Annotated in this window: 2 protein-coding genes; both read right to left on the bottom strand. The window is 69.9% G+C overall.

Features of this window, described 5'->3' with window-relative positions:
• Positions 1-273, bottom strand: a 273-nt coding sequence (locus tag STARVERO_RS23285) for an N-acetylmuramoyl-L-alanine amidase (protein ID WP_200837964.1), incomplete at its 3' end; no start/stop codon positions are given.
• Between the two features lie 10 nt (positions 274-283).
• The gene (locus STARVERO_RS23290; RefSeq protein WP_159602669.1) at positions 284-625 is read right to left on the bottom strand and encodes a hypothetical protein; all 342 of its coding nucleotides are present in this window, start codon (positions 623-625) and stop codon (positions 284-286) included.
• Positions 626-886 lie beyond the last annotated feature (261 nt).

Below are 886 nucleotides of genomic sequence, written 5' to 3' on the forward strand. Positions count from 1 at the left end.
CGAATTGACGTTCGACCGGCCGCGCCAGCTGGACTTGCCGGCGTGCCACGTCTGAACGTTGCACGGCGCGAGCTGCGTTACGCTGCCGTCCCGCGCCACGACGAAATGGGCGGACACCTTGGAAGCAGGATCGCAGAGCCAGCTGATCGAGCCGGCCGCGTTCATGGAGCCGGTGTCGTGCACGATGATGCCGGCCGGCACGAGCGACCGGCCGGTGTTCGGGGTCCGGCGGAAGGGGGCGCCCAGCAGGCGGTGGTTCTCGATGGTCATCATCGCCGGCGCCTCAGACCAAGTTGCCAAAAATGGCGAGGCCGTGCAGCGCGCCGCCGGCGAGGACGGCCATCCAGATCGCCCGGCGGCGGCGGATGCCGAGAGCGAGCAACAGACCGGCGACGAGCAGCGCCAACGCGAAGGCGAAGGGCGTGGTGACGACGGGGGATGGCAGCGGCGCCGACGCGAGGCGGACGATGAGCACGACGCCCACGAGTGCGGCGAAGCACAAGGCGAAACCGGCGACGCCGACCGCTATGTCGGTGCGCGTCACGCCTCGGAGGGGGCTGGCCGTGTCGAAGGCGACGATGACGCCGAAGGCGACCGACAGCAGGATGAGCACGAAGGGGAGCATGGGTTCGTCTCCAGCGAGACGAACACGATGGCGACGCCTGAGGCGGGCATCGCCCCGGAAGCGCTTCCGGCCAAACGGTGAAGGATCGTCAGAAGGCTATCAGAACAGACGGCCTTGTCCATTGTCGGTGCGGCGGGCGGCACGGCGCATCCGCACCGCGCGCTCGGTGATGCCCAGTTCGGCGGCGATCCGGGCGGCCGGCGCGCCCTCGGCCTCCAGCTGCTCGAAGCGGGCGTTCAGCTGCCGGCGCATCTGCGCATA

Origin of the sequence: Starkeya nomas (assembly GCF_902703545.1) — a bacterium.
GTDB lineage: Bacteria > Pseudomonadota > Alphaproteobacteria > Rhizobiales > Xanthobacteraceae > Ancylobacter > Ancylobacter moscoviensis.

Excerpts from the sequence above, each read along its gene's own strand:
- STARVERO_RS23290 (WP_159602669.1), bottom strand. The coding sequence starts at position 625 with ATGCTCCCCTTCGTGCTCATCCTGCTGTCGGTCGCCTTCGGCGTCATC.